The organism is Gordonia mangrovi (assembly GCF_024734075.1).
Taxonomy (GTDB): Bacteria; Actinomycetota; Actinomycetes; order Mycobacteriales; family Mycobacteriaceae; genus Gordonia; species Gordonia mangrovi.
Genome location: NZ_CP102850.1, coordinates 506,455 through 529,977 on the forward strand (window position 1 = coordinate 506,455; position 23,523 = coordinate 529,977).

Genomic DNA, 23,523 nt, shown 5'->3' on the forward strand with positions numbered 1-23,523 from the left:
GAGTCGGGAACCTACAGGTGACGAGCCGCGCTCGATGGGTGCGGGCGTCGTCGTCACATCCGTCAACAGCGTGTCCACGGCAAATGTTCCGAGCGATGTAAGGATCCCGCAGCACAGTCAGCAGAACGGAGCGAGACGATGGCCGCAACGCCGGCGGTGACCGCGCTCGAACGCGCAGGTATCACCCACAGCGTGCACCGCTACACACACGACAAGAACAGCGACGCGTACGGGGCCGAGGCGGTCGCTGCCCTCACCGACACTCTCGGGATCAGTCCTGAACAGGTCTTCAAGACCTTGGTGATCGATCTCGGCGGCCAACTGGCAGTCGCTGTGGTGCCGGTACCACGGCGCCTCTCGCTGAAAGCGGCGGCGGCGGCATTGGCCGATGTCGCACCGGGCTCGTCGAAGGCGGCGATGGCGGCCGAGAAGGCGGTCACCCGCTCGACCGGTTACGTCTTCGGCGGGGTGTCACCGCTCGGTCAGCGCACGGCGTTGCCCACGGTCGTGGATCGATCCGCGCTCGACTGGTCGACGGTGTACTGCAGTGCCGGTCGGCGAGGGATGGAGATCGGACTCGCGCCCGGGGACCTCGTCGCAGCCACGAAAGCGGTCACCGCGGACATCGCGGTGTAAGGGATCGCGGTATGAGGGACAGCCACCCCGGTTCGCCGACACCACCTTCCTTCCGATGCAAGGTGGTGTTGGGCGAACCGGGGTGGCTGTGTCAGCGGTGTCGTGTCATGGGTCCGTGTCGAGAGTTCGTGCCAGCATGGAGACCATGTGCGGACGATATGCGGTGACCACCGACCCGGCGAAACTCGCCGCGGAGATCGATGCGATCAACGAGGTACCGGTCCCCCTCGACCCGGCGGCCAAGGACGGCACGGCGGGCGACGAACCGGCGAACGACGAATCCGCGGATGGGCGCCCAGTGCCGGCCGAACGCAGCACCTCCGGTCGATCGCCCGGCCCGAACTACAACGTCGCCCCCACCACCACGGTGATGACCGTGGTCCGGCGCCACTCGGCCGACGACCCCGACGACGACCCGGCGCTGCGTATCCGGGCGATGCGCTGGGGTCTGGTCCCGCCGTGGGCCAAAGAAGTCGGCAAGGGTCCGCTGCTGTTCAACGCCCGTGCGGAGAGCGCCGCGGAGAAGAGTTCCTTTCGCTCGTCGGTGAAGTCCAAGCGGTGTCTGGTGCCGATGGACGGCTGGTACGAGTGGAAGAAGGGTCCCGCCGACGCCAAGGGCAAACCGACCAAGGTGCCCTTCTTCATGTCCCCGCACGACGGGACACGCCTGTTCATGGCCGGCCTGTGGTCGGTGTGGCGACCCAAGGACGCTGCGCGGGACAACCCGCCCTTGCTCAGCTGCTCTATCCTCACCACCGACGCCGTCGGCCATCTGCGCGATGTCCACGACCGCATGCCGTTGATCATGCCGTTCGAGAACTGGGGTCCGTGGCTCGATCCGGACCATACGGCGCCACACGATTTGTTCTCGCCGCCGAGCGAGGCGATCGCCGAGGCGATCGACATCCGCGAGGTGGCCCCGCTGGTCAACCGGGTCGCCAACAACGGACCGGAGCTGCTGGAACCGGTGTGACCGAGCGCCGGCCGCCGAGCCAGAGCCGGCGACCGCAGATCAGTCGGGAACGAGTACCGCGGCGCCGTCGAACCGGCCCGCCTTCAGGTCGGCGAGCGCCTCATCCGCGGCCGACAGCGGATAGGGGTGCGTCGTCGCGCGGACGCCGTGGCGTGCGGCGAGCGTGAGGAACTCCCGGCCATCACCCCTGGTGTTCGCGGTGACCGAGCGGATCTCCTTCTCATAGAACACTTCTCGTTCATAGTTCAACGGCGGGATGTCGCTCAGGTGGATACCGGCGATGGACAGGATGCCACCGCGGTCGAGGGCTCGCATGGCGACCGGCACCAGTTCCCCCACCGGCGCGAACGTGATGGCGGCGTCCAGCGGTTCCGGTGGCACGGCATCGGCGGCGCCCACCGACGCCGCCCCCAGGCGCCGCGCCAGCTCCCGGGATTGTTCTCCCCGGGTCATCACGTGCACGCGAGCCCCCATCGCGATCGCGACCTGCGCACACAGGTGGGCGCTGCCACCGAACCCATAGAGACCCAGGCGGGGCGGGATCGCGAAACCGAATTCCGCTGTGGGATCGGGCCGACTCGCCCGTTTGAGAGCGCGATATCCGATGATGCCGGCACACAGCAGCGGCGCCGCGTCGACGCTGTCGAGACCCGACGGCAGCGGGTAGGCGAACGCCGCGGGCACCGTGGTGAACTCGGCGTAGCCGCCGTCGTGGTCCCACCCCGTGTATGACGAAGCCGGGCAGAGGTTCTCGTCGCCCCGGCGACAGTAGGCACAGGTACCGTCGGTGCGGTGCAGCCAGGCCACGCCGACGCGGTCGCCGATGCCGAAGCCCGAGACGTCCCCGCCCAGGCCGGCCACCTCCCCGACCACTTCGTGGCCGGGTGTCACCCGTTCGCGGTGCACCGGCAGATCGCCCTCGGCCACATGCAGATCGGTACGGCACACACCACATGCGAGCACACGAACCAGCAGTTCGTCGTCACCCACATTCGGCGGGTCCTTATCGACGAACCGTAGTGGCCGGTCCTCGATCGGCGCCGGAGCGCTCACTTCCCACGCACGCATGGAACAAGGATATGGCGGTTCTGCTGTCTCGTGCGTGCTGTTACGTGGGGTGATCCCCGCTCAGCAGATCAGCTGTACACGTAGTCGTCGAGCGGATACCGATCCATCTCGCGTTGCGTTGCGAGGGTGGAGCTCGGCCGCAACAGCGCCGCCTCACCGTGCTGATTGAAGTAGTAGCTGCGCGCCGACGAACAGTCACCGTTGTAGAACACCGACGATCCCAGCTTCTCGGTCACCCGCGCCAGGAATTCTGCGTTGGCCTGCTCGGTCACCTCGAAGGTCGTGGCCGAGCGCCGACGCAGCTCACCGAACAGCCGCCGGATGTGCGTCATCTGACCTTCGATCGTCGTGAAGTACGACAGCCCGCTGTAGGAGTACGGGCTGTTGAGCGACAACAGGTTGGGGAACCGCGGCATTGCGATGCCCTCGTATGCCTGAAATCGGTTCGCCCGCCACCACTCACCGAGATCGCGGCCCCCGCGCCCGACGATGCGGAATGCCGGGAAGTTGGCTTCCCAGAGGTCGAAGCCGGTGGCGAGGACCAGGGCGTCGACCTCGATGCGTTCACCATCGACGGTGACGATGGCGTCCGGCTCCAACCGATCGATCGAACTCGTCTCGAGCGAGACGTGCCGATCGTTGAAGGCACGCAGGTAGCTGTTGGAGAACGTCGGCCGTTTGCAGCCGAAATCGTAGCTCGGGGTCAGGGCGCGCCGGGTGCGCCGATCGCGGACCTGCGCCCGCAGGTGTGCACGCGCCAACATCTCGGCCCCCCGGTTGCCGACCCTGAACTGCTTGAAGTGCAGTACCCCGAACACCATCAGCGCCTCGAGGGCTGTGGTGTTGATCAGCCGGGCGATGCGCTGGGTGGCCGGCACCCGGGCGAAGATCCTCTGCACCGGCCTCGGGATGGGGAAGTCGAGTTTGGGCACCACCCAGATCGGCGTGCGCTGGAATACGGTGAGAGTTCTTGCTCGGCGAGCGATCTCGGGGACCAGCTGGACCGCGGTGGCGCCGGTACCGACGATCGCGACGCGCTCGCCGGCGAAGTCGTGGCCGTCGTCCCACGCGGCGGTGTGGATGATCGTGCCGCCGAACGCGTCGAGGCCGGGAAAGTCGGGGGTGTGCGGCTGGGAGAGGAATCCGGTGGCCGTGACGAGGTATCGGCAGGTCCGCGTCGCACCGTCGTCGGTGCCCACCCGCCACAGATTGTCGTGCTCCTCCCACTGCGCGTGGGTCACCGCGGTGGCGAACTCCATGTGGCGCTTGAGGTCGTAGGTGTCGGCGACATGTTCGGCGTACCGCTTGAGTTCGGCTCCCGGGGCGAACAGTCGTGACCAGTACGGGTTGGGTTCGAACGAGTACGAGTAGGTGACCGAGGCGATGTCGACGGCCAGGCCCGGATAGTGGTTGACGTGCCAGGTGCCGCCGAGATCCCGTTCGCGTTCGAGGATAGCGATGTTCTCGACACCGAGGCGCTTGAACTCGATCCCGGCGCCCAGGCCACCGAAACCCGCACCGACGATCACCACGTCGTGGTCGGGCTGCGTCGTCCCCGCCACCGCCATCCGCACCCCCTCGGGTCGAGTCGTCGATCTGGGCGTGACCATGTGGGTGTTACTGCTGGAAACACTAATCGACGGAGCTGCGCGAGACCAGGCCCCGGCACACATCGGGGCGGCGGCGACTGTGAGGTTGGCGTTACCGTGCCGCGACACCTTGTGCCGCTGCGGTAATTGCCCGGTAACAGCGGTTCACCACCATCGGCCCATGGACAAGAATCTTCTCGAACGCAGCCTTGCGCTGGTCGACCTTCCCGACGACGGGCTCACCGTCCGGTTCTACGAGGTGCTGTTCGCCCGGTATCCCGAGGTGCAGCCGATGTTCAGTCGGGGCATGCGCCCGCAGGCGGCGATGTTGCGAACGGCGATCATCGCGGTGATCGATCATCTCGAGGATCCCCAGTGGCTGGAGTCGACCCTGGGCACGCTCGGTCGTCGGCACGCCGAACTGGGTGTGACCGGGCCGATGTACGGCGCGGTCGCCGAGTGCATGATCGCCGCGATGTCGGAGATCGGCGGCCCGCGATGGACACCGGAGATGACCGCCGCCTGGACGGAGGCGCTCACCGCGGTCGCGTCGTTGATGATGGCGGCCTATCCCGACGAGGAGGGCACGTCGGGCGCGGCCTGACTACCCACCGGTCGTCGCGAGTGCTGCCGGGAAGGGGCGCCCGACAACCGGGAGAACCGGACTTTACCGGCGCCGTCGTCTGGCTCGGCCGACGCGGGGAATACCGCCGGCGGATGCGACGCTGGCACAGTCATGTCGCAGACCGGGCGCAGCCGTATGCAGACGCCCCCAGCCGATGAACGAATCGACTCGCGGGGACGATCGTTCGCCGCGGCCGCCCTCGCCTTCGCGGTGGTGATGCTCGGTACGACCCTGCCCACCCCGCTCTACGCCATCTACTCGGAGCAGCTGGGTTTCGGTGTCCTCACCACCACGGTGATCTTCGCGATCTATGCGGCGGGGGTGATCTTCGCCCTCATCGTCTTCGGACGCTGGTCCGATGTCGTGGGACGGCGACCGCTGTTGCTCGTCGGCGCGTTGCTGTCGGCGGTGAGCGCCGTGGTGTTCCTCACCGCAGGCCCCGTCTGGCAGCTGATGATCGGTCGAATCCTCTCCGGCCTGTCGGCCGGGATCTACGCCGGCGCCGCGACCGCAGCGGTGATCGAACTGGCACCGCCACGGTGGCAGGGCCGCGCGCCCGCCATCGCCACCGCCGCCAACATCGGGGGCTTGGGGATGGGGCCGCTGATCGCCGGCCTGCTCGCCCAGTTCGCCCCGGCTCCGCTTCGCCTTCCGTTCGCATTGGATCTGGTGCTGCTGGTGCCGGTGCTCGTCGGCATCTGGTTCATCACCGAACCGGTCGACGTGCGCGCCGACGCGCACCTGAGCCTGCAACGACTGTCTGTTCCCGCCGAGGTGCGCGGTGTCTTCCTCCGAGCCGCCATCGCGGCCTTCGCCGGTTTCGCGGTGATGGGCACCTTCACCGGCGTGACGCCGTCATTCGTGTCGCAGGTCCTCGGCATCAGCAGCCACGCGGTCGCCGGCCTCCTGGTGGCGGTGCTGTTTTTGACCTCGGCATTGACCCAGATCGTCGGTCGTTCCCAACCCACCGAGCGGTCCTTGATCGTCGGGTGCGCGATCCTGGTCGTCGGTATGGCGGTCTTGGTGGTCGGATTGCTGGTCGCGTCGTTGGTCCTGCTGTTCATCGGCGCGATCATCAGCGGTGTCGGTCAGGGGCTCTCATTCAGCAAGGGCCTGGCCGCCGTCGTCGCGGCGGCCCCGACCAACCGCCGCGCCGAGGTCACCTCGACATACTTCGTGGTCGCCTATGTGGCGATCTCGATCCCGATCGTCGGCCAGGGATTCGCCGCGGCCCAGTGGGGCCTGCGCACCGCCGGCGTCGGCTTCAACATCGCCGTCGGGGTACTCGCCCTCATCGCCCTGGTGCTCACCGTGGTGGCCGTGCGATCCGGGCGGCGACCACGCCAGCGGTAGCCACCGCACCGCACCGCACCGCACAAGATGGGATCAGTGCGACCCGACACCCTGCTCCGCCAACGCGGCCACCAGACTCGCGAAGCGGGCGTTGCTGGGCAGGTCCTCGACGAGGACGACCTCGCCGTTCTCGTCGGCGAGCGGGATACACCAGTTCGGATACTGCGACGAATCGGTGCCCGGCTGGTTCTGAATCCGCCGCTCCCCCACCGCATCGACGAGCGCGACACTCAGCAGCACCGACGGCGTCTGCGCGATGAGCCGGTAGAGCGCCTCGACGGTGTCGGGGCCGGTCAACGCGGTGTCCGGTGCCAGCAATCCGCGGCTGCGGGCCAGGTCGAGCACCGCGTCACGGTCACGTTCATCGCGGGCCCGCTCGGCTGCCTCACCGGTTTCCAGCAAACCCAATCGCGAACGCAACTCGATGTGATCGCCGGCGAGATAGCCCACCGTGGGTGGCAGATCGTGCGTGGTCACCGACGTCAGACACAGCTGCCGGTAGTCCTCCGGCGGTACCGGTGCGTCGGGACCGTGTTCGAACCACAGAATGGACGTACCGAGAATCCCACGCGCGGTGAGCGCCTCCTGCACATAGGGTTCGAACACCCCCAGGTCCTCACCGATCACCACGGCCCCGGCCCGTTCGGCTTCCAACGCCAGGATGCCGATCAGCGCGTCATGGTCGTAGTGCACGTAGGTGCCGTCGGCCGGGCTCTTGCCGTCGGGAATCCACCAGAGTCGGAACAGACCCAGGATGTGGTCGACCCGCAGCCCGCCGGCGTGGCGCAGCACGGTGCGGAGCATGTCGCGGTACGGCTCGTAGCCGGCCTCGGCCAGGCGGCGCGGATCCCACGGCGGTTGATCCCAGTTCTGCCCCTGTTGATTGAAGCCGTCGGGTGGCGCCCCGACCGTCGCGCCGCGGGCGAGTACGTCGCCGAGCATCCACACGTCGGCGCTGTGGCGCGCAACGCCGACCGCGAGGTCGGCGACGATCCCGATGCGCATCCCCGCCGACAGGGCGGCGCGCTGGGCGGCCGCGAGTTGCTGATCGCAGATCCACTGCAGCCACATGTAGAAGTCGACGCGATCGGCGAGGTCACGGCGTTTGCGTTTCACGTACTCGCGGTCACGCAGGCGCGTCGCCCACTTGGGACTGTCGGTGCCGAAGTGTTCGGCCAGCGCACACCAGGTGGCGAACTTGCGCAGTCCCTTGCCCTCCCGCCGACGGAACGACCGGTAGGCGTAGTCACGCTCTTCGGACCGCGGTCGCTGGTAGATCATCTCCAGGGCGCTCATCTTGGCGCGGAACGTTTTGTTGCGCTTGATCTTGTCGGTGGCGAGGTTCTCCTCGAAGAAGGCCCGCTCGAGCACCTTGAGGTGTTTTCGGGTCCGTTTGTCCAGGTCGGCGGCCTCGGCGATGTCGCCGACCCGGATGTAGAGCGGGTTGACAAAACGCCGCGTCACCGGCAGGTACGGGGATTGTTCGATGGGTGCGGTCGGCTGCGCCGCATGCAGCGGGTTGACCTGGACGAAATCTGCGCCATGGCTGCTGGCCGCGGCCTCGCAGATGCCCGCAAGGTCGGCGAAGTCGCCGACTCCCCACGACTTCGACGAGCGAACCGAATACAGCTGGACTGCCAACCCCCACCGTCGGCCGTCGAGCAGGTCATCGGCTGTCGACAGCCGACGGGGTGTCACGATCAGCGGACGGTCCACGGTCTGTTCGGTGGCCGGATCGAGTGCATGGACCCGGTGATATCCCGGCTCGAGATCCTCGGGGATCTCGAAAGTCGCCCGTCCGACGAGTATCCCGTCGACCTCCCGGGGTTCGACCCACTCGTCGACCTGTGCCGGTTGCACGGTGCGAGCATCCTCGGTGACGATCCAGACGTGGAGCGGATCCCAGTGCGGCACATGAGCGATGAACCGCGCCCGGGCACCTTCGACGGCCACTGTCACCGGCGGCAGCAGCTGCCGCCAGGGGGCGTCGTCGAGGTTCGTGTGGGCCGCCGCGATCTCCTCGGGTGTGGCGGCCGCGATGCCCAGCGAGCCGAGCACGGCGACGATGGTCTCCGAGCTCACGTCGTGATCGAGTTGATCCCAGCCCACGTATCGGTCGGCCACCCCGCAGCGTCGGGCCAGGTTCACCAGATTCTCGCGCGCCCCATCGTCGGTCGTCACGACATGCATCGTCTCAGGATTCGGGCATTCGCGCGCGTCAGCCGAAGAGCACACCCGGGTTCAGCCGGCCCGCAGGGTCCAGGGCCGCCTTGATTGCCCGCATCGTGGCGAGGTCGACCTCGCTGCGACCGAGGTGCGTCCAGGCCACCTTGGCTCGGCCGATGCCGTGCTCGGCGCTGATGCTGCCGCCGTTGGCGGCGACGATCCCGAACACCCGGCCGGTCAGCTCCTCGGCGCGCGGCTCGGGCACGTCGAGGAGGTTGACATGGATGTTGCCGTCTCCGACGTGCCCGAACAGGATCGGCCGACAGGGGTGATCCACCAGGTCGGCGATTGCGGCGAGTTCGACCAAAGCCTCGGGAAGCGCCCGGATCGGCACGGAGACATCAAGTTTCACCACCGGGGTGGTCGAGGAACGAGCAATCGTCTCGGTATGACGTTCCCGGGCGGCCCAGAGGTCGCGGGCCGGTCCGGGTTCGAGCACCGCGTCGACCACGTCGGCCTCATCGAGTACGTCGATCACGACGGCCTCCACGTCGCCGGTGCCGGACACCTCCACCAGGGTGTAGAAGGGCGCGTGGGCGGCCACCGGCCGTCGGACCCCGTGCTCGTGCACCAGTTCCACACCGGCATCGGTCATGATCTCGGCCGCCTCCACGGCGAGCCCACGCTCGGTCATGGCGTCGATCAGCGCGAAGCAATCCTCGACGTGGCGCACCGCGGCCACGGTCACGATCGTCGAGACCGGCGGCGCCACCAGCCGGAACAGCACCCGGGTCACGATCGCGAGGGTGCCCTCGCTACCGGCGAGCAGTCCCGGGATGTCGTAGCCGACGTTGTCCTTGACCAGCGACGTCCATCTGCGCAGCACCTGACCGTCGGCACGGACAGCCTCGATGCCGAGCACCTGACGGCGGGTGTTGCCGTGCCGAATCATCCGTACACCACCGGCGTTGGTCGCGACGACACCCCCGGCGGTGGCCGAATCGCGCGACGCGAGGTCGACCGGGAAGCGCAGGCCGTGTTCCGCGGCGCGGGAGTCGATCTGCTCGATCGTGGCGCCTGCCTGCACCCCGACACAGCGACCGCGGGTGTCCACCTCGTCGATGTCGGTCATGCGGACGGTGCTCAACACCACCAGCGGACGGCGGCCGGCGTGCTCGATGGGCGGCACCGACCCGCCGACCAGTCCGGTGTTGCCACCCTGCACGCAGATCGCCACGTCGTGGGCGGCGCACGCGGCGACCACCGCGGCCACCTCGTCGGTGGTGCAGGGCCGGATCACCGCATCCGCGGCCCCGGTCCAACGACCGGTCCAATCGGTGAGGTGGCCCGCCATGGCATCGGGGTCGGTCAGCACATGGCTGCGCCCGACGATCGCCACGACATCGGAGAGGAACGACGTGCCGCGCGTATCGGTCATGGTCCGATTGTGAGCGACATCCGGTCAGATCTCACGACAGCGCGTCTGCGATGGGGGTGTCGCCGTCGTTGAACTCGATCCGCTTTCCCACCGTCGCCGGGTCCGCGAGCACGGCCGCGGCGACCTGCGCGACGTTGTCGCGGCTCACCTCGTCGCCGGCCACCCGGTCCCCACCGACCGTGACCCGGCCGGTACCGGGTTGATCGGTGAGTCGACTGGGTCCCAGGATGGTCCACTGCAGATCCGAGGCCGTCAGGTGTCCGTCGGCGGCGGCTTTCGCCTCGGCATACGGGTAGAACGAGTTGTCCTCCGGCACACCGTGTCCGGGCCCGGCACCGAAATAGGACACCATCACATAGCGGGTCGCACCCGCGGCGGCGGCGGCCTCCATCGAACGGATCGCGGCATCGCGGTCGACGGCGTACGTCCGGTCCGGATCGCCACCGCCCGCGCCGGCGGAGAAGACCACCGCGTCCTGATCGGCCAATACCGATTCGATCCCTGCCACGTCGAGGTTCTCCACATCGGCGACGACCGGCGTGGCACCTGCGGCCTCGACATCGTCGCGATGGGCGGGGTTGCGGATCAGCGAGGTCACTTCATCACCCCGGTCGGACAGGATTTTTGCCAAGCGCAGAGCGATCTTGCCGTGACCCCCGATGATCGCGACGCGTGTCATGAACACTCCTTCTGTTGCGGTACGCCCACCAACGTACCGATCCTGTGGTCCGCGGGGCGTCATGCCTCATGTCACAATTCCCGCGAATCCGAGGTCAGCCGGCGGGTACTCGAGCACCCTTATGGATATCGACCATGGGCGACCGTGTCGCCCTCGAAGAACCCCGGCTCGGCTTCGGCCTCATCACCAGCCTTGCGGACGGTATGGGATTACGCAGGAACACAGACGGTGTGGTCACCGCCACCGTGTTGCCTGCACCCGGCGACTGGCACGAACAGCCGGTCACCTCCATCACCTGATCGAGGATCCGGCCCCGGCCCTTCTTCGACGCCCTCGACCCGAGACCGCACCGAGGTGTTTCGCGGGCAGATCTCTGGAGTCAAGCCGGAGGGTTGCGCGATCTGTCCGCATGGGTTACTCTCGAACATACGTTCGCAACGCGGTCTGTCGGGGGTGAGTATGACCGGGTCTGATGAGTCTGATGCGGTCGATGCTGCGCGCCCGGAATCGGTGTCGCCGGAACCTGGGTCCACTGAATCGGCTGGGTCGTTGTCGGAGGTGCCGGGTTTGCTGGCCGAGTTGCATGCGGTGGTGGATCGGTTGGCGTCGGCGGATCTGTCGAAGTGTAGTGATGCCGAGTTGGTGGCGGTGGCCACCGCGCAGGAACGGGCGATCAACCGGATGTTGTTCGAGGGTAACCGGCAGATCCTGGAGATCTCGGATCGTGATGTGCCCCGGTCGATGGGTTATCGCAGTCTGCCCAACTTCATGAACGCGGTGTTGCGGGTGTCGCACCCCGGTCGTCGCCGACAGCAGATGACCGCGACCGGCGAGTTCCGTCAACTCGACGGGCAGCCGGCCGAGCCGAAGTATCCCACGCTGGCCGAGGCGTTCGCCGACGGCCGGGTCGGGCCGGCCCACATCGACACCACCGTGGAGTTCCTCGACGCGCTGCCCCACCAGGTGCCCCACGACAAGAAGGTGGCCGCCGAGGCCACCCTGGCCGGGTTGGCGTGCCAGCACACGCCCGCCGAGATCGGCGAACTCGGGCAGCGGTTGCTCGACAACCTCGACCCCGACGGCGAGTTGACCGACGACAGTGACCGCAAACGGCGTCGTAACGTGTGGGTCAACCGGCAAGACGCCCAGCAGATGTCGAAACTGACCGGCCACCTCGACCCGGAAACCCGCGCCCTGATCGAAACGTTGTGGGCGGTATGGGCCAAACCCGGCCTCAACAATCCCGACGACCCGGACTCGCCGACCGGCGGTGTCGACGACGCCGACCCTGAAGCGTTGGAAGCCGCGGCCGCACGGGATCTGCGGTCCCCGGCGCAACGTAAACACGATGCGTTGGCGGCGTTGTTGCGGGCGGTGTTCGCCGATGGGCTGCTCGGTAAGTCGCATCGTGGTCTGCCGGTGCAGTTGATCATCAAGGCCGACCTCAACGATCTGATCCGTGAATCCGGGGTCGGGATCACCGCGACCGGCTCGAGTCTGCCGATGGCCGAGGTGATCCGGCTGGCCGCCCAAGCGCAACAGTATCTAGCGGTGTTCGCCGACAACAGTCCGATACCGCTGTATTTCGGGCAGGCCAAACGACTGGCCACCCGCGCGCAACGGCTGGTGTCCTTCGCCCGCCCCGACGGGCACGTGTGTTCGGCACCCGACTGCGACCAGCCCGCCGCCCACGTCGAGATGCATCACGCCGTGCGTGACTACGCCGACGGCGGCAACACCGACATCGTCGACCTCGCCCCCGCGTGTGGCCCGCACAACCGGATGGTCGGCAACAACCCGGGCCAGTTCACCACCGGGGTGTACACCGACGGCCCCGACGCCGGGCGGGTGTGGTGGCGACGCAACAGCGAACCCGGCGCCCCACCGAATCCGAAACGCCACAACCAACGCCCCGACGTCGCCGCCCTGTTCTTGCGCAACCTCGAACAGGCACGCGCCCACATCCACCCACCACCACCACAAACACCAGCGCCACCACCCCAGCGGCGCAACACATACGAACTCACCGAGATGATCCCCCCACCCATCTCGGCAATCGAAGCACGCCTGGCACTACTGGTGTTCCACCACGCCCACTGATCGCAGGGCGGTCACACCTTGGATCGACCGCGGACGAGGCCGACGACCCAGAGCAGCAGGCACGCCCCGGCCAGGCAGGTCACGAAACTGAAGATCAGGCCACCGCCCGCCACGTCCACGCCGAACAGAGCGAGGATGAATCCACCGAGGAGCCCGCCGACGATGCCCACCACGATGTTGAGCAGGATGCCCATCTGAGCATTGGTCTTCATGATCATGCTGGCGATCCAGCCGGCGAGGCCGCCCACGATGATCCATCCGATGATTCCGAGTCCGAGCATCATTCCTCCACCTGGTCGGGACGCGGCGGCATCTGGACCGGACCGCATTCGGTCGACACACCCATTCCGACGCTACGCGGTGGACGACACCTTCGCGGCCGCTTCGATCATCAGTGCCTGCGTCACGCCGCGAAACTGCTCGAAGTGCCCGTGATGGCCGTACTCGGCGCGCGGGTTCAATTACGGTGCCGCTCCCGCCCCGAAGCGCTGCGGCGGGCGACCGCCGACCGCCCTCATTCGTGGAACTCGTTCTTGGGCAGCCGTGGGCGCGTCCCCGTCGGACGTCGTCGTCCCGGGATCCGGAGGTTCCAGCGGGCCGGCGCGACAGTGAAATCCATCCACCGACCGTCGCCGAGCCAGAGCGACCAGAGGTCTTCGTCGGGGAAGTCACCCATCCGGACATAGATCTGCTGGTCGCCGGCGCGGGCCGTCAGCCAGCCTTGGTCGTCTGGATCGTCGGCGAAGATCGCTTCCGCGGCCAGCACCTGCTCGAGATCGTCCACACGATCACTGCGTCGGACCATGCCATCCCCTGTCGGTGTCGAATGGGTATCGGGCGTCGAACGTTTCGGGCTCGAGTCCGGTCAATCGTCGAAACGGACCGAACTGACCGCGGCAGCGATCGACCGGCGAAACGCCTCCCCCTCACGGGCCGGCGCGGTTCCGGTGGCGTGCAACAGATAGGCCACATTGCCGCGACGGTAGGCGGCATAGCGGATCGCGCAGAACCAGGTCTCGTCGTCGCCGACGTAGGTTCCGGACTGCATCGACGAGCCCTCGGTGCGAAAGCCGGGCTGGGTCCGCGTGGCTTCGCTCTCCGCCCACTCGGGCAACGACCGAGCCTCGACGAAAGCATGATCCATCAGATCGCACACCGCCACGCCGTGGTCGATGACGAAGCGTGTCAGCACGATTGCGATCGTGCCCTCGTGCCCGTGAGCCGCCAGATACAAGTGCAGATAGCCGGGCGCCAGCACACTGCTCCAGGTGTCTTCATCGACGTCGACCAGGATCTCGCCCGGGATCGTGTCGGCGTCGGTGACGCGACTGGCGGATACCGACATCTGCGCGAGTCGATCGAGGATCGGGATGTCGGTCGCCGGTGCCTGCCGGCGACCGCCGTGATGCCACTGCGCCGAACTGTAGGCGAACCGGGGTGGTCGTAGGACCGTCGGTTCCACCGGCGGCGCATCGCCGATCTCTCGCAACCGCGCGGATGCCTCGAGGTCGGCCAGGAAGGCATCGGACTCGAAGACGCCTCGCGGTCCCAGCGCACCGTCGGCTTTGTCGGCGTCAGCGGTCATCGGCGGACCCGCATGCATCTGCGCGGCGCGCGAGCAGCGGACGGCTGCGCCACGCACGGCTGTGTCGTGTCCCCCATGAGTCGGCCACGCACAGAGGATAGTCGCGGGACGCGCCGATGCGGCGTTCAGGCGAGGATGCGGCGTGTGATGTCGGCGATACGACTCGAAAATGCCACGAGCGTAACGGATTCGACAGTCGAATCCGCGCCTTTGACAGCGCGGATCTGCTGTTCGACCGCATCCTCGAGCGGCCACCCGTAGGCACCGCCCGAGATCAGCGGGAAGGCGATCGATGCCGCGCCGAGTGCGTTCGCCAGCAACAGGCTGCGGGTGTAGCAGGACCGCAGGACGACCGACCGGTCGTCGGAGGCCGAGTAGACCGGCCCGACGGTGTGGATGACCCACCGCGACGGGAGGTCGCCGCCGGTGGTCGCGACCGCCGCGCCGGATTCGAGTCCGGACGGCAGCGACGTCTCGCGGAGCAATCGACATTCGGCCAGGATGGCGGGACCTCCGGCACGGTGGATCGCCCCGTCGACGCCGCCGCCACCGAGCAGCGACGAGTTCGCCGCATTGACGATCGCGTCGACGCGCTGCGTGGTGATGTCGCCGACGGTGACCTCGATCGTGGCCATGCGTCCAGGCTATCGGTGGGTCAGAAGGATGCCGGTCCGTTGGTGTTCTTGCGCGAGCGCGCCCGGTACAGCGCGAAGGCGCCATAGATCGCCAGGCCGAGCAAGGCGATCCAGAACAGGCCCTTGAGCAGTGGGCCCACCATCGCGAGTGCGAGCAGCACCACTGCGATGACGCCGAGTACCTTCCAGAAGCTCATGCCGCTGTTGGTGGTTCCGTTGGGGTTTGTCGATGTTGTCATGTCTCCACTGTGATCCGAAACGGGCGAAAAAGCACGTCCCTGCAGGCGAAATCGGGGAAAGTTCAGGGGTATCCCTGACGCTGCACCGACGCTGATCTCGGCAGGGTCGTCGAGGGCTGATATGCACAACCCAACTCGTCCGGCACCGAGAACCCACACCGGTCGCGGAACCAGGTGACGACGATCTCGGCGACACGTCGGCGCGAGCGACTCATCAAGAACCCGTGTGTGCAGTCGGCAAAGGTGTCGTCGTAGAACCACGTGTCGAGCGCTTCGTGTCCCACCACATCGGAGACCAGCGCCGGCGGCGCCATGACCATCGTCGACAGTCGGACCAGATACGTCTGCGAGGCCAGCACGCGAATCTGCGCACAGTCGACATCACCCTCGCCATCGGCGCCCGCGGCGGCGGGGCCGATGTCGAGGACCGCGGCACGCTCCATCTCCCCCATCGACTCCACCAGCCACCGCTGCATGGCAGGCCAGTCGACCTCCCGCTTGCGTCCGGCATGTGCGGGATGCCAATCGGAGCGCTGTCGATCGACACGGCGCTGCGAGTGATCATCGGGCGGGGACTCGGCCACGGTGCACCTCCTGTGAGTGGATCGCAGTCAGTGAATCACCCGACACCGACAATCACCCGACACCGACAATGTCACCGGCGCGCGGACCCCACCTCGGGCGCCGGGCGGACGGGCCACGGCAGGATGGACTGATGCCCATACCCGAATTCATCCGCGATCTCCGCAGCCACGTCGGACATCAGCCGCTGTGGCTGACCGGCGTCAGTGCGGTGGTGCTCGATGCCGACGGCCGCATTCTGCTCACACAGCGCGTCGACACCCGCGAGTGGGCGGTGGTCTCCGGGGTGCTCGAACCCGGGGAAGAACCGGCCCGCGCGATCGTGCGCGAGATCACCGAGGAGACCGGCATCAGCGCTGACGTGCAGCGGCTGACCAGCGTCGACGTCACCCCGATGATCACCTACCCGAACGGCGACCAGACGCAATACCTCGACGTCTGCTTCCTGGCCCGCCACGTCGACGGCGATCCACACCCGGCCGACGACGAGAACACCGCCGTCGAGTGGTTCGCCGTCGATGCCCTGCCGCATGAACTCGCCGACACGTCGCGACTGCGCATCGAGAAGGCCCTGCGCGACGAGCCCACCGCCTGGTTTCGGCGTTGACCCGCGTCCGGCTCACGACGATGACGCGGCGCTGTCGGTGATCGCCCGCTGAATGCGGCGGTAGTACTCCTGCTGGGTCGGGTAATAGTCGTCGAAATCGATTGCCGCAGGGTCAGTTCCGTCCATCGCCGCGATCAGCCGATCCAGGTAGTACTCCCATCCCGGTCCGGTGTTCTCGATCATGGACGGGTCGTTCACGATCTCGGCGAGCGTCAGCGTGGTGATCCCACGGTCCTCCGTCAATTCCACGACGAGATCCCACGTGCCGAAATCATCCGTGGCGTGGATCTGGAGGATCCGAGGTGGTTCGCATCGCCGGATGTCGTAACGCACGGGGATCATGTTGTCCTCGCCCTCCGCGTTCATCGTGAACTGGACGTGACCCTCCCGAGGATCTCCGCTGTAGAAGCCGATCCATCGCGCCAGCCGATCCGATTCCGTCACGGCCGCCCACACGTCCTGGATCGAGGCGCGGTAGGTGCGGGTGAACTCCACGGCGTCGCCCTCGGGCCGGCTCCGGTGGCGTCCGGTGGGCGTGGGGATGATGGTCATGCGGTGTTCTCCTCGTGGTCGGCGCGCGCCGTGCGACGCTCGCGGCGGGTCCTGTACACCTCGGTGTCGAGTGCGTCGAGCATGTGCGGGCCCACCGGTCCTCGACGTGCGAGGTCACCGTGCCGACCGGCCACCTTCGCGACGAAACCGCTCACCTCATCGAGCGGTTCGGTGTCGAGGCGATAGTGCCGCTCACGCCCCGACTCGGTCACCCGCACCAATCCCGCGTCGCCGAGCACCCGGAGGTGCCGGGAGACGGCGGGCCGAGAGATCGGGTGCACCGGACCGAGTTCCCGCTGGATGTCGACGACCCTGCGGGGTCCACCGGCAAGCATGCCGAGAATCTGTCGCCGCACCGGATCGGCGATCGCATCAAAGACCGACATCCCTTAATGGTAACTCATCAGTTACCAATTGTCGCGAGGGTTGCCGCCATGACCAGCACGTCGGAGATCCCCGGAATAGTCCGACGGCCCCCGGGCCTTGAACCGGGCATGGCCCACAGAATCGTCGTGACAGGCTACGGTCCACCCGCCGATGTCCTGGCACTCGTGGAGACCGAACCACCAATCCCCGGACCCGGACATGTGATCGTCGAGACGAAGGCGATCGGCGTCAACCCCGCCGACGCCAAGACCGTTCGCGGCCAGATGGGTGCGGACGAGTCGAAGCTGCCGCTACCCATCGGCTTCGAGGCAGCCGGGGTGATCTCGGCGGTCGGGGACGGCGCGGCAGTCCCCGGTGGCGCCCTGGGTGTCGGGGATCGGGTGATCGTGTACCGAGCACACGGCGCCTACACCGACCGGCTGGAGGCCGACCTGACCACCGTGCATCCGATCCCCGACGATCTCGATTTCGAGCATGCCGCCGGCCTCCTGCTGGTCGGGGTCACCGCCGCCGACACCGTGCGCACCGCCGACGTCGGCGACGACGATGTCGTGCTGATTCACGGCGGTTCCGGCGCGGTCGGCGTCATCGCGATCCAGCTGGCCCGCGCTGCGGGGGCGACGGTGATCGCGACGGCGGGCCCCCGCAACCACGATCATCTCCGATCACTCGGGGCGATCCCGGTGGCGTATGGGGACGGGCTGCTCGACCGCGTGCGCGAGGCCGCTCCCCGACCGGTCACCTCGGTGATCGACACCACCGGCACCGACGAGGCGATCGACACCTCACTGGAACTCGTCGACAACCCCGGCACGATCGTGAGCATCGCGGCGTTCGGCCGCGCATCCGACGGAATTGTCCTGCTCAACGGCAGCACACCGGAGAGCCGGCGCCACCGCACCGAAGCGGTCGACGGCCTGATCGCCGACGCCGCAACCGGCGATCTGGTCACCGAGGTGGCCAAGACCTTCCCACTCGCGGATGCGGCGATCGCGCTCACCGAGCTCGAGACCAGCCACCCGCGAGGGAAATTCGTTCTCGTGCCCTGAGACCAACGGGCACGATCGCACAGCACGGTTCCGCTCGATTCACGAGGAAAGGTGACAGCATGTCTGTACCCACGATCACCCTGAACAACGGCGTCGAGATCCCGCAGCTCGGCTTCGGCGTCTTCCAGATCCCGCCGGAGGACACCAAGGCCGCGACGCTCACGGCGCTCGAGGTCGGCTACCGCCACATCGACACCGCCGAGATGTACGGCAATGAGAAAGAGGTCGGTCAGGCGGTCGCCGAGTCGGGTATCCCGCGGGATCAGATCTTCATCACCAGCAAGCTGAACAACGGCTACCACGCCTTCGACGACGCGTTGCGTGCCACCGACCAGACGCTGGCGGACCTGGGCGTCGACGCCATGGACCTGTTCCTGATTCATTGGCCGCTGCCCGGCATCGACGTCGACTACGTCGACACCTGGCGGGCGCTGGAGAAGATCCATGCCGAGGGCAAGGCCCGCGCCATCGGTGTCTCGAACTTCCAGCAGGCACACCTCGAGCGACTGTTCGCCGAGACCGATGTGGTGCCCGCCGTCAACCAGATCGAGGTACACCCCTACCTCACCCAGAATTCGTTGCGCGCCGTCAATGCCGAGCACGGCATCGCCACGGAGGCGTGGTCGCCGATCGCCCAGGGTGACGTGCTCGACGATCCGGTGCTGACCAAGATCGCCGGTGAGAAGAACCGCACACCGGCGCAGGTGACATTGCGGTGGCATATCCAGCGCGGCGACATCGTGTTCCCGAAGTCGGTGACCCGCTCGCGCGTCGAGGACAATTTCGCTCTGTTCGACTTCGAACTGTCGCCGGTGGACATGGCCGCCATCGAGGGGATGAACCGGGACCGCCGGCGCGGGCCGAATCCGGACGAGTTCAACTACATCCCGTGAGCTGACGCCCCCGTCGCGAATAGGGCGCGACCCCTCGACCCGCTCGAAGATCGGTGCCAGAGCACAATGACGCCATGAAGATCTCCCGGCGGGCCGAGGCGGTCGCGCCCTTCTACGCGATGGAGTTCGGCAAGCGGGCCGCGCAACTCGAGGCCGCAGGTCATCACGTCGTGAAGCTCAGCATCGGCGAGCCCGATTTCGGGGCGCCACCGGCATTCCTGTCCGCGGTGCGCGACCTCACCGACGGCCGTCCGCTGACCTACACCGCGGCGCTGGGTCTGCCCGAACTGCGCTCGGCGATCGCCGACTTCTATTCACGGCATTTCGGATGCGATGTGGCTCCCGGCCGGGTCGTGGTGACGTCGGGGGCATCGGCGGCGCTGCTGCTGAGTTGCGCAGCGCTCATCGATCCCGGCGACGAGGTGCTGGTCGCCGACCCGTCGTACCCGTGCAATCGCCGGTTCGCCGAGAGCTACGGTGCGCAGGTGCGTCTGGTGCCCACCACCGCGGCCACCCGCTTTCAGCTCACCTCCGACCTCGTCGTCGACGCCTGGCACGAGCGCACCCGGGGCGTGATGGTGGCCTCCCCGTCCAATCCGACCGGTACGTCGGTCCCGTTCGACGAACTGACCCGCCTCTGCGCGGAGGTCCGCGACCGTGACGGGTGGCGGATCGTCGACGAGATCTACCTCGGACTCGCCGACGACGCCGGCGGTCACGCACCCCGCAGCATTCTCGCGAGCGACCCCGGCGCGATCGTGATCAATAGTTTCTCCAAGTACTTCGGCATGACGGGGTGGCGGCTGGGCTGGTGCATCGTTCCCGACGATGTGGTCGATGTCCTGGAACGCCTGGCACAGAATTTCTACATCTGTCCGCCGACGCCGGCCCAGTACGCCGCCCTGGAGTGCTTCACCGACGAATCACTCGTCCTCACCGAGGCACGCCGTGCCGAATTCCGCATCCGCCGCGAACTGGTGATCGATGGGCTACAGCGGATCGGTTTGTCGGTGCCCGTGGTGCCCGATGGGGCGTTCTACGTCTATATCGACGTGGCCCCCACCGGCCTCACCTCGGCGGAATTCTGCGACCGGGCCCTGGCCGAGGCACATGTCGCGCTGACGCCGGGAAAGGACTTCGGACATCACACCGCCGACGACCACGTCCGGCTGTCCTACGCGGCATCCACCGACGAGCTGACCGAGGGGATCCGCCGGCTCGGCGACTTCGTGAGTGCGCTGCGGCACTGACCGTCAACGGGTCGTCGGATGCCGAACCCATAGACTGCCGATCGGCGTGATCGCCGGGTTCGAGCGTCGAGGAGGATGACAGGCATGGGCAGTCCACACACGGTCGACACGGCCGCCATCGTCGCGGCCACCGAGTCGGCGGTCGCCGACGCGACGTCCGGCGCGCCTCGAATGGCCGGGGTCGTCGCCGGCACGACGTCGAACGAGAGGCTGCTCTCGCTGGCCGCAGGCGGGGTGCGCGCCATCGACAGCCACCCCGGCAGCCCGGACGCGATGACCACCGACAGCGTCTTCGCGCTCTTCTCGACCACCAAGACCATCACCGCGACGGTCGCGCTGCAACTCGTGGAGGACGGCACGCTCGACCTCGACGCACCCGCGGCCGAGTATTCGCCCCGACTCGGCAACGTCGCCGTGCTCGAGGGGTTCGACGGCGCCGGTAACCCACAGTTGCGCGCACCGCGATCGGCGATCACCACCCGACAGCTGCTCAGCCACACCGCCGGTTTCGGCTACGACTTCTTCGACGGCGCCTATCACCGGCTGACCCGTGAGCACGGCGTCCCGGGCATCATCAGCGCCACCCGCGAATCACTGGCGACCCCGCTGTTGTTCGATCCGGACACGGCGTGGCGCTACGGCAGCAACGTCGACTGGGCCGGGCTGGTGGTGGAAGGGGTCACCGGGCAACGCCTGGGTTCGGTGATGAGCGAGCGGGTGTTCTCGCCGCTCGGCATGTCCGACACCGCGTTCACGCTCTCCTGGGAGATGTCCGACCGGCGTGCGCTGATGCATCACCGCACCCCTGACGGTGGACTGAGGACCAACCGGAAATGGGCACTGCCCGCCGAACCCGACCTGCACATGGGCGGCCACGGCCTCTATTCGACGGCCCGCGACTACCTCACCTTCATCCGGATGTGGCTCAACGACGGCCTGTCGGACGCCGGCGATCAGATCCTGCGACCCGCGACGATCGAGATGGCCGAACGCAATCAACTCGGCGCTCGTCGGGTGACCCCGCTCCCCGGGGTCATCCCGGCCCTGTCGCACGATGTGGAGTTCTTTCCCGGAGTGCCGAAAACGTGGGGACTCGCCGCGATGATCAACAAGGAGGACGCGCCCACCGGGCGCCCCGCCGGCTCGCTCGGCTGGGCCGGGTTGGCCAATCTCTACTTCTGGATCGACCGGCGCACCGCGATCGGCGGGTTCTGGGCGACGCAGTTGTTTCCCTTCTTCGACCCGACCGCCCTGGACGCCTATCTCGACTTCGAGACGACGGTCTACCGCACCCTGCCAAAACGCAGCTGACCTGCGTAAATCTCAAGTTCACCCTGCTAAATGTGTCGTGCGTCTCACACTGAGACGCCTATGACCTGAATCACAGGGTTGTATCGGAAGCGCTCCAGCCCAGCAGGCCGGCACCTCGTCGGCCTTCTCACGAGGAGGCGCACATTGAGCAGGCAGAGCTTGACCAAGGCACATGCGAAGATCACCGAGCTGTCGTGGGAACCCACCTTCGCGACACCGGCCACCCGATTCGGCACCGACTACACGTTCGAGAAGGCCCCGAAGAAGGACCCTCTCAAGCAGATCATGCGCTCGTACTTCCCGATGGAGGAGGAGAAGGACAACCGCGTCTACGGCGCGATGGACGGCGCCATCCGCGGCAACATGTTCCGCCAGGTCCAGGAGCGCTGGCTGGAATGGCAGAAGCTGTTCCTGTCGATCATCCCGTTCCCGGAGATCTCGGCGGCCCGCGCGATGCCGATGGCCATCGACGCCGTGCCGAATCCCGAGATCCACAACGGACTGGCCGTACAGATGATCGATGAGGTTCGTCACTCGACGATCCAGATGAACCTCAAGAAGCTGTACATGAACAACTACATCGACCCCGCCGGTTTCGACATCACCGAGAAGGCGTTCGCCAACAACTACGCCGGCACCATCGGCCGGCAGTTCGGCGAGGGCTTCATCACCGGCGACGCGATCACCGCGGCCAACATCTATCTGACGGTGGTCGCCGAGACCGCGTTCACCAACACCCTGTTCGTGGCGATGCCGGATGAGGCCGCGGCCAACGGCGACTATTTGCTGCCCACCGTCTTCCACTCCGTGCAGTCCGACGAGTCCCGACACATCTCCAATGGCTACTCGATCCTGCTGATGGCGCTGGCCGACGAGCGCAATCGTCCACTGCTCGAGCGTGATCTGCGCTACGCCTGGTGGAACAACCACTGCGTCGTGGATGCGGCCATCGGCACGTTCATCGAGTACGGCACCAAGGACCGCCGCAAGGACCGCGAGAGCTACGCCGAGATGTGGCGGCGGTGGATCTACGACGACTACTACCGCAGTTACCTTCTGCCGCTGGAGAAGTACGGCCTGACGATCCCGCACGACCTGGTCGAGGAGGCCTGGAACCGCATCACCAACAAGCACTACGTGCACGAGGTGGCCCGGTTCTTCGCCACCGGCTGGCCGGTCAACTACTGGCGGATCGACCCGATGACCGACAAGGACTTCGAGTGGTTCGAGGAGAAGTATCCCGGCTGGTACAACAAGTTCGGCAAGTGGTGGGAGAACTACAACCGCCTGCGCTACCCGGGCCGCAACAAGCCGATCGCCTTCGAAGACGTCGACTACGAGTACCCGCACCGCTGCTGGACCTGCATGGTCCCGTGCCTCATCCGCGAGGACATGGTCACCGACAAGGTCGACGGCCAGTGGCGCACCTACTGCTCGGAGACGTGCGCGTGGACCGACACCACCGCCTTCCGCGGTGAGTACGAGGGCCGCGACACCCCGAACATGGGACGCCTCACCGGTTTCCGTGAATGGGAGACGCTGCATCACGGCAAGGACCTCGCCGACATCATCAAGGATCTGGGCTACGTCCGCGACGACGGCAAGACGTTGATCCCGCAACCACATCTGAATCTCGATCCGGACAAGATGTGGACGCTGGACGACGTGCGCGGCAACACGTTCCAGAGTCCGAACATTCTGCTCAACGAGATGTCGGACGACGAACGCGAAGCGCATGTCGCGGCCTACAAGGCCAACCGCAACGGGGCTGTGCCCGCCTGAGGTTGCGGGTTGCCAGGTGGTCTC

The 23,523-nt window shown here is 67.1% G+C and carries 25 protein-coding genes; 12 read left to right on the forward strand and 13 right to left on the reverse strand.

The window, feature by feature from the left end; genetic code table 11:
• Positions 1–138 precede the first annotated feature (138 nt).
• Entirely contained in the window at positions 139–636 is a 498-nt protein-coding gene (locus NWF22_RS02450) for an aminoacyl-tRNA deacylase (protein WP_160900787.1), read from the forward strand.
• Between the two features lie 145 nt (positions 637–781).
• The gene (locus NWF22_RS02455) at positions 782–1,609 is read left to right on the forward strand and encodes an SOS response-associated peptidase (protein WP_202398327.1); all 828 of its coding nucleotides are present in this window, start codon (positions 782–784) and stop codon (positions 1,607–1,609) included.
• A 39-nt stretch (positions 1,610–1,648) separates the two neighbouring features.
• Here NWF22_RS02455 and NWF22_RS02460 read toward each other — a convergent pair whose 3' ends face one another.
• Positions 1,649–2,677: a zinc-binding alcohol dehydrogenase family protein gene (locus NWF22_RS02460; RefSeq protein ID WP_160900786.1), complete on the reverse strand. Its 1,029-nt coding sequence runs from the start codon at positions 2,675–2,677 to the stop codon at positions 1,649–1,651.
• A gap of 68 nt (positions 2,678–2,745) precedes the next feature.
• Positions 2,746–4,245, reverse strand: coding sequence for a flavin-containing monooxygenase (locus NWF22_RS02465; RefSeq protein WP_160901411.1), 1,500 nt, complete (start codon positions 4,243–4,245; stop codon positions 2,746–2,748).
• Between the two features lie 202 nt (positions 4,246–4,447).
• On the opposite strand from NWF22_RS02465, the gene NWF22_RS02470 reads away from it, so the two are divergent.
• Together NWF22_RS02470 and NWF22_RS02475 are read left to right on the forward strand one after the other, a co-directional pair.
• Positions 4,448–4,870 carry a globin domain-containing protein gene (locus NWF22_RS02470; protein WP_160900785.1) on the forward strand — a complete coding sequence of 141 codons (423 nt, stop codon included), beginning with the start codon at positions 4,448–4,450 and terminating at the stop codon, positions 4,868–4,870.
• A 156-nt stretch (positions 4,871–5,026) separates the two neighbouring features.
• The gene (locus tag NWF22_RS02475; protein WP_202398326.1) at positions 5,027–6,244 is read left to right on the forward strand and encodes an MFS transporter; all 1,218 of its coding nucleotides are present in this window, start codon (positions 5,027–5,029) and stop codon (positions 6,242–6,244) included.
• A gap of 33 nt (positions 6,245–6,277) precedes the next feature.
• Here the strand turns inward: NWF22_RS02475 and malQ are convergent, their stop codons facing one another.
• The 3 genes from malQ to NWF22_RS02490 are packed head-to-tail and all read right to left on the reverse strand — an operon-like array spanning position 6,278 to position 10,527.
• Complete coding sequence (gene malQ, locus NWF22_RS02480) at positions 6,278–8,434, reverse strand: 4-alpha-glucanotransferase (protein WP_160900783.1); 2,157 nt, start codon at positions 8,432–8,434, stop codon at positions 6,278–6,280.
• Positions 8,435–8,462: 28 nt separating this feature from the next.
• Positions 8,463–9,848, reverse strand: a complete 1,386-nt coding sequence (locus NWF22_RS02485; RefSeq protein WP_160900782.1) for an FAD-binding oxidoreductase — start codon at positions 9,846–9,848, stop codon at positions 8,463–8,465.
• Between the two features lie 31 nt (positions 9,849–9,879).
• Positions 9,880–10,527 carry an SDR family oxidoreductase gene (locus tag NWF22_RS02490; RefSeq protein WP_160900781.1) on the reverse strand — a complete coding sequence of 216 codons (648 nt, stop codon included), beginning with the start codon at positions 10,525–10,527 and terminating at the stop codon, positions 9,880–9,882.
• 134 nt (positions 10,528–10,661) lie between these two features.
• Between NWF22_RS02490 and NWF22_RS02495 the strand changes: the two genes are divergently transcribed.
• Positions 10,662–10,826 carry a hypothetical protein gene (locus NWF22_RS02495; RefSeq protein WP_160900780.1) on the forward strand — a complete coding sequence of 55 codons (165 nt, stop codon included), beginning with the start codon at positions 10,662–10,664 and terminating at the stop codon, positions 10,824–10,826.
• 160 nt (positions 10,827–10,986) lie between these two features.
• Positions 10,987–12,627, forward strand: coding sequence for an HNH endonuclease signature motif containing protein (locus NWF22_RS02500; RefSeq protein WP_160900779.1), 1,641 nt, complete (start codon positions 10,987–10,989; stop codon positions 12,625–12,627).
• Between the two features lie 11 nt (positions 12,628–12,638).
• Here the strand turns inward: NWF22_RS02500 and NWF22_RS02505 are convergent, their stop codons facing one another.
• The 6 genes from NWF22_RS02505 to NWF22_RS02530 all read right to left on the reverse strand — a co-directional run bounded on the left by NWF22_RS02505 (position 12,639) and on the right by NWF22_RS02530 (position 15,670).
• Positions 12,639–12,908: a GlsB/YeaQ/YmgE family stress response membrane protein gene (locus NWF22_RS02505; RefSeq protein ID WP_160901410.1), complete on the reverse strand. Its 270-nt coding sequence runs from the start codon at positions 12,906–12,908 to the stop codon at positions 12,639–12,641.
• Positions 12,909–13,141: 233 nt separating this feature from the next.
• Positions 13,142–13,432, reverse strand: coding sequence for a hypothetical protein (locus tag NWF22_RS02510; protein ID WP_160900778.1), 291 nt, complete (start codon positions 13,430–13,432; stop codon positions 13,142–13,144).
• 60 nt (positions 13,433–13,492) lie between these two features.
• Positions 13,493–14,212, reverse strand: coding sequence for an LpqN/LpqT family lipoprotein (locus NWF22_RS02515; RefSeq protein ID WP_233750877.1), 720 nt, complete (start codon positions 14,210–14,212; stop codon positions 13,493–13,495).
• A 125-nt stretch (positions 14,213–14,337) separates the two neighbouring features.
• The gene (locus NWF22_RS02520) at positions 14,338–14,847 is read right to left on the reverse strand and encodes an O-acetyl-ADP-ribose deacetylase (RefSeq protein WP_160900777.1); all 510 of its coding nucleotides are present in this window, start codon (positions 14,845–14,847) and stop codon (positions 14,338–14,340) included.
• Between the two features lie 20 nt (positions 14,848–14,867).
• The gene (locus tag NWF22_RS02525; protein ID WP_160900776.1) at positions 14,868–15,086 is read right to left on the reverse strand and encodes a hypothetical protein; all 219 of its coding nucleotides are present in this window, start codon (positions 15,084–15,086) and stop codon (positions 14,868–14,870) included.
• Between the two features lie 62 nt (positions 15,087–15,148).
• On the reverse strand, positions 15,149–15,670 hold the full coding sequence (locus tag NWF22_RS02530; RefSeq protein WP_160900775.1) for a hypothetical protein: 522 nt from the start codon (positions 15,668–15,670) through the stop codon (positions 15,149–15,151).
• A gap of 131 nt (positions 15,671–15,801) precedes the next feature.
• Here NWF22_RS02530 and NWF22_RS02535 point away from each other — a divergent pair, with 131 nt between their 5' ends.
• Entirely contained in the window at positions 15,802–16,275 is a 474-nt protein-coding gene (locus NWF22_RS02535) for an NUDIX hydrolase (RefSeq protein WP_160900774.1), read from the forward strand.
• A 12-nt stretch (positions 16,276–16,287) separates the two neighbouring features.
• Here the strand turns inward: NWF22_RS02535 and NWF22_RS02540 are convergent, their stop codons facing one another.
• Together NWF22_RS02540 and NWF22_RS02545 are read right to left on the reverse strand one after the other, a co-directional pair.
• Positions 16,288–16,827 (reverse strand): SRPBCC family protein, encoded by a 540-nt coding sequence (locus NWF22_RS02540; RefSeq protein WP_160900773.1) that lies wholly within the window; start codon positions 16,825–16,827, stop codon positions 16,288–16,290.
• Positions 16,824–17,213, reverse strand: coding sequence for an ArsR/SmtB family transcription factor (locus NWF22_RS02545; protein WP_160900772.1), 390 nt, complete (start codon positions 17,211–17,213; stop codon positions 16,824–16,826). Before NWF22_RS02545 ends, NWF22_RS02540 begins: the two co-directional genes overlap by 4 nt.
• Positions 17,214–17,339: 126 nt before the next feature.
• Here NWF22_RS02545 and NWF22_RS02550 point away from each other — a divergent pair, with 126 nt between their 5' ends.
• The 5 genes from NWF22_RS02550 (at position 17,340) to NWF22_RS02570 (ending at position 23,499) form a co-directional block, all read left to right on the forward strand.
• On the forward strand, positions 17,340–18,263 hold the full coding sequence (locus NWF22_RS02550) for a quinone oxidoreductase family protein (protein WP_373691978.1): 924 nt from the start codon (positions 17,340–17,342) through the stop codon (positions 18,261–18,263).
• A 59-nt stretch (positions 18,264–18,322) separates the two neighbouring features.
• The gene (locus NWF22_RS02555) at positions 18,323–19,156 is read left to right on the forward strand and encodes an aldo/keto reductase (RefSeq protein ID WP_160900771.1); all 834 of its coding nucleotides are present in this window, start codon (positions 18,323–18,325) and stop codon (positions 19,154–19,156) included.
• Positions 19,157–19,230: 74 nt separating this feature from the next.
• The gene (locus tag NWF22_RS02560; protein ID WP_160900770.1) at positions 19,231–20,406 is read left to right on the forward strand and encodes a pyridoxal phosphate-dependent aminotransferase; all 1,176 of its coding nucleotides are present in this window, start codon (positions 19,231–19,233) and stop codon (positions 20,404–20,406) included.
• An 84-nt stretch (positions 20,407–20,490) separates the two neighbouring features.
• The gene (gene acmB, locus NWF22_RS02565) at positions 20,491–21,717 is read left to right on the forward strand and encodes a methyl acetate hydrolase AcmB (RefSeq protein WP_160900769.1); all 1,227 of its coding nucleotides are present in this window, start codon (positions 20,491–20,493) and stop codon (positions 21,715–21,717) included.
• Positions 21,718–21,861: 144 nt separating this feature from the next.
• Positions 21,862–23,499 carry an aromatic/alkene/methane monooxygenase hydroxylase/oxygenase subunit alpha gene (locus NWF22_RS02570; RefSeq protein ID WP_160900768.1) on the forward strand — a complete coding sequence of 546 codons (1,638 nt, stop codon included), beginning with the start codon at positions 21,862–21,864 and terminating at the stop codon, positions 23,497–23,499.
• Positions 23,500–23,523 lie beyond the last annotated feature (24 nt).